Source organism: Streptomyces amritsarensis, assembly GCF_001953875.1.
In the GTDB taxonomy this organism is placed as follows: domain Bacteria; phylum Actinomycetota; class Actinomycetes; order Streptomycetales; family Streptomycetaceae; genus Streptomyces; species Streptomyces amritsarensis.
Map to the genome: position 1 here is coordinate 20,109 of NZ_MQUR01000093.1, position 7,873 is coordinate 27,981.

Genomic DNA, 7,873 nt, shown 5'->3' on the forward strand with positions numbered 1-7,873 from the left:
TTTTACTGTCCACTCCTGTCCATCTTGCGCAGTCGAGGCCGGCTCGACGTGCCTGCGTTCTTGACCGTGCGCGAAAGTTCTGAGATTGCGTGGGACTCGAAGATCGACCGCAGGGGCACGCTCACGCCGAGCACCTTGCGGATACGGCTGGTGAGCCGTGTCGCCAGGAGGGAGTTGCCTCCCAGTTCGAAGAAGTCGTCGTTCATGCCGACCCGTTCGACGCCGAGCACCTCCGCCAGCAGCTCGCACAAGGCGGCCTCCTGCGGGGTGCGCGGGGCCCGGTAGGGGCGGGCCGCGGGCTCGGGCTCGGGCAGTGCCGCCCGGTCCGTGCGGCCGTCGCGGGTCAGCGGCAGCCGCTCCAGCGGCACGAGGACCGCCGGGACCAGGGCCGCGGGCAGCTGCTGGGCCGCGTGGGCCCGTACCTGCTCGGCCCAGGCCGCCGGGTCGGCGACGTCGTACCCGTCGGGGGCGGTGATGTAGCCCACCGACTGGGCGGTCCCGCCGGGCCCGTGGCCCTCGCGGACGACCACGACGGCCTGCTCCACCCCGGGGTGCCCGGTGAGGACGGCCTCGACCTCGGCCGGTGCGGTCCGCGTGCCGCGGACGGCCGCCTCCGGGCCGGTGCGCCCGAGGAGCTCCAGCCGGTCGCCGGCGGTCCGGCGGACCAGGTCGCCGGTGCGGAACATCCGCGATCCGGCCGGCCCGAAGGGGTCGGCGACGAACCGTTCGGCGGTCAGCGCGCCGTGGCCGCGGTAGCCGCGGGCCGGCGCGCCGCCCGCGAGGTACAGCTCGCCGACCGCACCGTCCGGTACGGGGGTGAGGCCCGCGCCGAGGACGTACGCCCGCACTCCGGCCAGCGGCGTTCCCACGGGCACGGTCCCCGTCCCGGGCGGCTGCTCGCCGTCGGGCGGTGAGTACGCCGTGGCGGGGCCGGTCTCAAGGTGGCCGTGGACGTTGACCAGGCGGGCGCCCGGCGCGGACCCGGCCACCCGCAGCGCCAGCGCGGCCGGCAGCGGCTCCCCCGAGAACACGACGGCGTCCGCGGCGATGTCCTCGACCGTCTCGTCGAGCAGGTCGGCGCAGGCCGACGGGCTGATGGCGAGCACCCCGCCCGGGCCGGCCGCGCCGTCGCGGAGCACCTCGACGCCGCCGCCCGCGCAGAGCGCGGCGACGATCTCCGGGACGGGGAGTTCGGTGTCGGGGCCGGCCGCCGGCAGCAGGCGCCGCCCGGCCGCGGAGCCGAGCCGCGCGAGCAGCCCGGGGACCCGCCCGGTCAGGTTGCCGTGGGTGGTCTCCACGCCCGTCGGCCCGCCCGAACTGCCGCAGGCGTACGAGAGGTAGGCGAGCGAGTCGGCCCGTACGGGGGGCGCCGCCGGAGCCGGCCTCCCGTCCCCGGCGTCCGCTTCGTCGAGGGTGAGGGCAGCCACGCCGGTGTCCGGCAGGGCGGGCGCGGTGTCCGCGTCGGTGAGCACGAGCAGCGGTCGGGCGTCGGTCAGGACCCGCGCGAGGCGGTCGGCCGGGTGCCGCGGGTCGAGGGGCAGGACGGCCGCCCCGGACTTCAGTACGCCGAGCAGCGCGACGACCAGCTCCGCCGACCGGGGCAGGGCCACCGCGACCGGGGTCTCCGGTCGGGCGCCGCGCGCGGTCAGGGCCCGCGCGAGGCGGTCGGCCCGCTCGTCGAGCTGCCGGTAGGTCAGCGACCGCCCGCCGTCGGCCACCGCCACGGCGTCGGGGGTGGCGGCGACACGCCGTTCGAACAGCGCGGGGACCGTCGTCGTACCCGGCGCGGCGTCCGCGTCGGCGGCCGCGAGGGTGCCGGGGCCGTGCAGGATCCGGTCGCGCTCGGCGGGCTCCAGGACCTCCACGGCGGCCACCCGGCGGGAGGTGTCCTCGGCCAGCTGGCGCAGGATCATGCCGAAGCGGGCGGCGAGGGACTCGGCGGCGGCCGGATCGAGCACGGTGTGCCGGTACTGCACCGCCAGGCGCAGCCGGTCGGGCTCGATGAAGGCGAGCACCGTCACCGGGTAGTGGCTGGCGGTGAAGGAGCGGATGCCGGTGATCGAGATCCCGGCCTGCCGGCTGGCCTCGACGATGCCGGCCCGGTCCATGGGGAAGGACTCGAAGCCGATGATCGTGTCGAAGAGGGATTCGACGCCGGCGGCCTGCTGGATCTCGCCGAGGCCGAAGTGGTGGTGGTCCATGAGCGCGGCCTGTCGGCCCTGGAGCCCGGTCAGCAGCTCGGCGACCGTGTCCGCGGGCGCGCACCGCACCCGTACGGGCAGGGTGTTGAGGAACATGCCGACCGTCGCGTCCACGCCGGGCAGGGCGGGCGGCCGGCCGGCGACGGTGGAGGCGAAGACCACGTCCTGGCGGCCGGTGAGCCGGGCCAGCAGGATCGCCCAGGCGCCCTGGACCACCGTGTTCAGGGTGACGCCGAGCTCGGCCGCGCGCCGCTGGAGCTCACGGGAGGCCTCGGTCGGCAGCGGCACCTCCGCCTGCCGCATGGCGATGTCCTCGCCCGCTCCTCCGGAGCCGTCCGCGGAGCCGTCCGCGGGGCCGTCCGCGGGACCGGTCCGCGGGGTGCAGACCACCGGGGCGAGCAGGGTCGGCTCCCCCACGCCGCTGAGCTCCTCACGCCAGACGCGCGCGGACTCCTCGCTGTCCTGGCGGGAGAGCCAGGCGAGGAAGTCGCGGTGGTTCCGGGCCGGTTCCAGCCCGGGGTCCTGCCCGTCCGATCCGTAGAAGGTGAGCAGGTCCTGCATCAGCAGGGGCACCGACCAGCCGTCGAACAGCACGTGGTGGGCGGTCAGGACGAGCTCGTGGGTCCGCTCGCCGGTCCGGATGAGGGACATCCGCAGCATCGGCGGGGCGAATTGGTCGAAGTGCGTGGCCAGGTCCCGCGCGAGGAACCCTTCGAAGGCCTCCGTGCGCTCCGCCCCCTCCAGGCCCGACAGGTCGAGTTCCTGCCAGGGCAGGGTGACGGAGTCGAGGACGAGCTGGACGAGGTCCCCGTACGCGTTGTGCACGAAGGCGGTCCGCAGCCCGGCGTGCCGGTCCAGCAGCGACTGGCCGGCGGCGCGCAGCCGGGCCGGGTCCACGTCGCCCGACAGGTGCAGTGCGTACTGCACCTGGTAGGCGTCGAAGGAGGAGTCCTCGAAGACCGAGTGGAAGAGCAGGCCCGACTGGAGGGCGGTGGTGGGCCAGACGTCGGTCAGGCCCGGGAAGCGCCGCTCCCAGCCGTCGATGTCGTGCTGGCTCGCCGTCACCAGCGGCAGGTCCGAGGGGGTCAGGCCACCGGCGCCGGGCTCGGCCGCGTGCCGGGCGAGCGCTTCCAGCGCGGCGCGCCACAGGTCTGCGATCTGTCCGACCTCGGCCGGGGAGAGCACTCCCTCGGGGGCGCTGAACACGGCGTTCAGTACGGGCCCGGTCGGCTGGTCGGCGACGGTGGCGTTGATGTCGAGTTCGGCGGAGGCCGGCATCCGCGGGTCCTGGGCGGCGTCGAGCTCGGCCAGTTCGGCGACGGCCGCGGCCTCGGGGGCCTGGGTGAAGCCGAACCCGCGCAGCTCGCCGGGCATGTCGGCGGCCGAGGAGAAGCGGCCGAGGTAGTTGAAGCCGACCTGTCCGACGGGGTGCTGTTCCAGGACGGCGGCGGTCTGCGGGTTCAGGTGGCGCAGCAGGCCGTAGCCGATGCCCTTGTCGGGGAGGGCCAGGAGCTGTTCCTTGACCTTCTTGACGGCCAGGCCGGCGGCCGGGCCGCCCGCGAAGGCCTCGTCGAGGTCCACCCCGGCGAGGTCGAGGCGCACCGGGAAGGCGGTCGTGAACCAGCCCAGCGTGCGGGCGAGGCTCGCGCCGGGCGCCGCGGTCTCTTCCCGGCCGTGTCCTTCGAGGCGGATCAGCGCGGAGGTCTCGTCGACGGAGCGGGTGCGCCGCCACTGCGCGAGGGCCAGGGCCAGCGCTGCGAGCAGCCCGTCGTTGACGCCGCCGCGGAACGCCGCGGGCAGGTCGGTCAGCAGGGCCTCGGTGACGGGCGCCGGGAGCTGCACCCGGGTGGTGTGCACGCGGGCCCGTACGTCGACGGCCGGGTCCAGCCGCCGGGCGCCGAGCAGCGGGTCGGGGCCGTCGACGATCGAGCGCCACAGGTCGAGCTCCGCGGTCCGGGCGGGGCGTTGTGCCTCGTCGGCCAGGGCGTGCGCCCAGCGGCGCATCGAGGTGGCGACGGGCGGGAGTTCGGGGGTGCGGCCGGCGCGGACCTGCTGCCAGGCGGAGGCCAGGTCGGGCATCAGGATGCGCCAGGACACGCCGTCCACGACGAGGTGGTGCAGGGCGAGCAGCAGCCGGCCCGCGCCCCGCTCCGGGGCGAACCACACGAACTGGGCCACTGTTCCCGCGGCGGGGTCCAGTCGGCCGGCCGCCTGCTCCAGTTCGCCGAGCAGCAGGGTGCGCCAGGACCCGTCGTCCCAGCGGCCGTCGCAGGGGACGCGGCGCAGCAGCGGATCCACGGCCACGGAGCCGGCGGGCGCGACGACCAGTCCGGCCCCCTCGCCGTGGCCGTCGCCGTCGGACACCAGGCGGGCGCGCAGCAGGTCGTGGCGGTCGACGACGGCCGTCAGGGTGGCGGCCAGGCCGGCCGCGTCGATGTCCTCGGGCAGCTCCAGCACCATCGCCTGGAGGAAGCGGTCGAAGCCGGGGCCCCAGTCGCGGATCCAGCGGGCCACGGGCAGCAGGGGCATCCAGCCCGTGCCGCCGCCGTCGAGCTCCTCCAGGACCGGTCCGGCGGCGCCCCGTGCGTTCGCGGCGGCGATCTCGGCGAGCCGCGCGACGGTGCGGTGCTCGACGGCCTGGCGGGCGGTGACGACGACGCCGCGGGCCCGCGCCCAGGACACGACCTGGAGCGACTGGATGCTGTCGCCGCCGAGGGTGAAGAAGTCGTCGTCGATGCCGACCCGGTCGCGGCCGAGGGCCTTCGCGTACAGCTCGGCGAGGATCTCCTCCTGCGGGGTGCGCGGGGCCCGGTAGGTGCCGCCCGTGAACTCCGGCTGCGGCAGCCGGGACTTGTCGAGCTTGCCGTTGGGGGTCAGGGGCAGCCGGTCCAGCAGGACGAAGGCGGCGGGGACCATGTGGTCGGGCAGGTGACGGCCGGCGTAGGCGCGCAGTTCCGCGGTGCCGAAGCCGGAGTCGAGGGCGATGCTGCCGTACGCGCTGCCCTGCGGGCCGCCGTGGCCGGGGCGGCCGGAGGCGGCGGGTACGACGTAGGCCACCAGCCCGCGGCTGCCGCCCTGTTCGTAGGGGAGGACCGCGGCGTCGGCGACACCGGGGTGGCCGCTGAGGACGGCCTCGATCTCCAGGGGTTCGATCCGGATGCCGCGGATCTTGACCTGGGTGTCGGCGCGGCCGTGGAAGACGAGGTCGCCGCCGGGGGTCCGCTCGACGAGGTCGCCGGTGCGGTACATCCGCGCGCCGGGCTCCCCGAAGGGGCAGGCCACGAAGCGCTGGGCGGACAGGTCGGGGCGGCCCAGGTAGCCGCGGGCCAGCGAGGCGCCCGACACGTACAGTTCGCCGATCACCCCAGTGTCCACGGGGCGCAGTGCGTCGTCGAGGACGTGTACGCCGGTGTCGGTGATCGGGCCGCCGATCGGCGGTACGCGGCCGTCGCCGGCCAGGGGGGCGCTCATGGTGGCGCACACGGTGGTCTCCGTGGGCCCGTACGCGTTGATCATGCGGCGGCCGGACGACCAGGTGGCGACGAGTTCGGGGGTGGTGGCGTCTCCGGCGACCACCAGGGTCTCGACGCCGGCCAGGGCGTCGGCGGGGACGGCGGCGAGGACCGGGGGCGGCAGCGTCACGTGGGTCACGCCGTGCCGGGCGATGGTCTCGGCGAGCGGGGTGCCGGGGGCCAGGGCCTCCTTGTCGGCGAGGACGAAGGTCGCCCCGGACAGCAGGCCCATGCACATCTCCCACACCGAGGCGTCGAAGCTCGGCGAGGCGAACTGCAGCACGCGGCTCACGGGGCCCGCTCCCAGCCGTTCGACGTGTGTGGCGAGCAGCGGGGCGAGGCCGTTGTGGGTGACGGCGACGCCCTTGGGCCTGCCGGTGGAGCCCGAGGTGTAGATGACGTACGCGGTCTGCGCGGCGCGCTGCGGGCGGATCCGGTCGGCGTCGGTGAGGGCGCCGGCGGCTTCGCGGGAGACCGCCCCGACGGTGTCGGGTGCGTCCAGCAGCAGTACGGGGGCGGGGAGTTCGGGAAGTTCGCCGCCGGTCGGCGTGTCCGCCAGGACCAGGCGGGCGCCGGAGTCCTGCGCCATGTAGCGAAGGCGCTCCGCCGGGTACGCGGCGTCCATGGGGAGGTAGGCGCCGCCGGCCTTGAGGACCGCGAGGACGGCCGTCCACAGCTCGGGCGAGCGCCGCAGGGCCACGCCCACGACCGTCTCCGGCCCGACGCCGCGGGTCACCAGGAACCGGGCCAGGCGGTTGGCCCGCGCGTCGAGTTCGCGGTAGGTCAGCGACGTCTCGCCGAAGACGAGGGCGACGGCGTCCGGCGAGGCGGCGACGTGCTTCTCGAACATTTCAGGAATCGTCGCCACCGGCACCGCCGCGTCATGGAACGAGCACAAAGCGACCATCCCCCAATGGTTGGACATGAAGACCGGGATCTCATGGGTTTGATTTCTCAATTAATCGCAGCCGGAACGTCGGCGCGGCAACCCGAAAAAGCTGCCATACAGGCATTGCCCACCGGGAGCTTAGGGCTCGAGAACCGTTCCGGCGATGAATTCGAGCAGCTCGGAGCTCAGTCCGGGCTCGAAGAGGTAGAAATGCCCGCTGGGGTAGACGCGCAGGTCGAACGCGGTGTCCGTGTGGGCGCCCCAGGTCTCCATCTCGGCGCGCGGCGCCCTGCTGTCGGATGCGCCGACGAGGGCGGTGATGGGGACGTCGAGGCGGGCGTCGACGGGCAGTGCGTGCCGCTCCCAGAGCGCGAAGTCGTCCATGACGGGCGGCAGGAGGGCTTCCATGGCGTCCTCGTCCTCGGCGAGCTCCTCGTCGAAGCCGCCGAGCCGCAGCACCTCGGCCCGGAACTCCTCGTCGGAGAGTCCGTGCAGCTGGGGGCGGTCGCGGAAGGGTACGGGCGAGGCCTGTCCGGAGAGGAACAGATGGGTCGGCCGGGGGCCGCCGCGGGCCTGGAGGGCCAGCGCCAGCTCGAAGGCGAGCAGGGCCCCGCAGGAGTGGCCGAAGAAGGAGAACGGGCCGTCCAGTACGGGCCGCAGGGCCTGCGCGAGCGTGCGTACGAGCGGGGCGACCTCGGTGGCGGGGTCCTCCAGGATCCGGTTCTGCCGGCCGGGCAGCTGGACGGCGACCACCTCGATGTCGGCCGGGAGCTGGTGCACCCAGTCGCCGAAGGCTCCGGCGCCGCCTCCCGCCTGGGGGAAGCAGACGAGTTGGTGGCGGTGTCCGGGCCGCCTGGCCCGCCATATGAAGGGGCTTTCGACGACGAGTCCGGCGCCGGTTTCCGTTGTGTGGCTGCGCGTGTGCATGGCCATGTCCCCTCTGCGTTGGGTCGGACGGAAGCGGGAAGCACGAAGAGGGAAACGGAATGCGAAATGCGGAACGCGATGCCGGATCCAATGGCGCGAAGGGCCGGTTCAGATCGGCCGTGAATTTGTTTCCCCGCTCTTCCGGATTGATCGTAGAAGTGGCCCGGGGGCGGGGCAAGGAATGCCCGCACTGGTCTGCCGCGGCGGTACTGGTGAGCGATTCCTGCTTGCGTTTTCGGCCACCGTGTCCCGTTGTCCGTACCGAGGGGGCGTGTGTGGGGGCGGTGGGCCGTCCCGTCGACGGGACGGCCCACCGCCCCCACGCACGCTGAAGGGGGCCGCCC

2 protein-coding genes are annotated in these 7,873 nt (G+C 74.7%); both read right to left on the bottom strand.

The features are described 5' to 3' along the window. Window positions 1-2: 2 nt before the first annotated feature. A complete protein-coding gene (locus AVW11_RS29095) occupies window positions 3-6,563 on the bottom strand; it encodes a non-ribosomal peptide synthetase (RefSeq protein ID WP_076046499.1) in 6,561 nt (2,186 codons plus the stop codon). A gap of 177 nt (window positions 6,564-6,740) precedes the next feature. Further along, window positions 6,741-7,535, bottom strand: coding sequence for a thioesterase II family protein (locus AVW11_RS29100; RefSeq protein WP_225884949.1), 795 nt, complete (start codon window positions 7,533-7,535; stop codon window positions 6,741-6,743). Window positions 7,536-7,873 lie beyond the last annotated feature (338 nt).

What these genes read in the sequence shown, in the direction of transcription:
- AVW11_RS29100 (WP_225884949.1), bottom strand. Translation starts at nt 7,535, where the DNA reads ATGGCCATGCACACGCGCAGCCACACAACGGAAACCGGCGCCGGACTC.
- AVW11_RS29095 (WP_076046499.1), bottom strand. Translation starts at nt 6,563, where the DNA reads ATGTTCGAGAAGCACGTCGCCGCCTCGCCGGACGCCGTCGCCCTCGTC.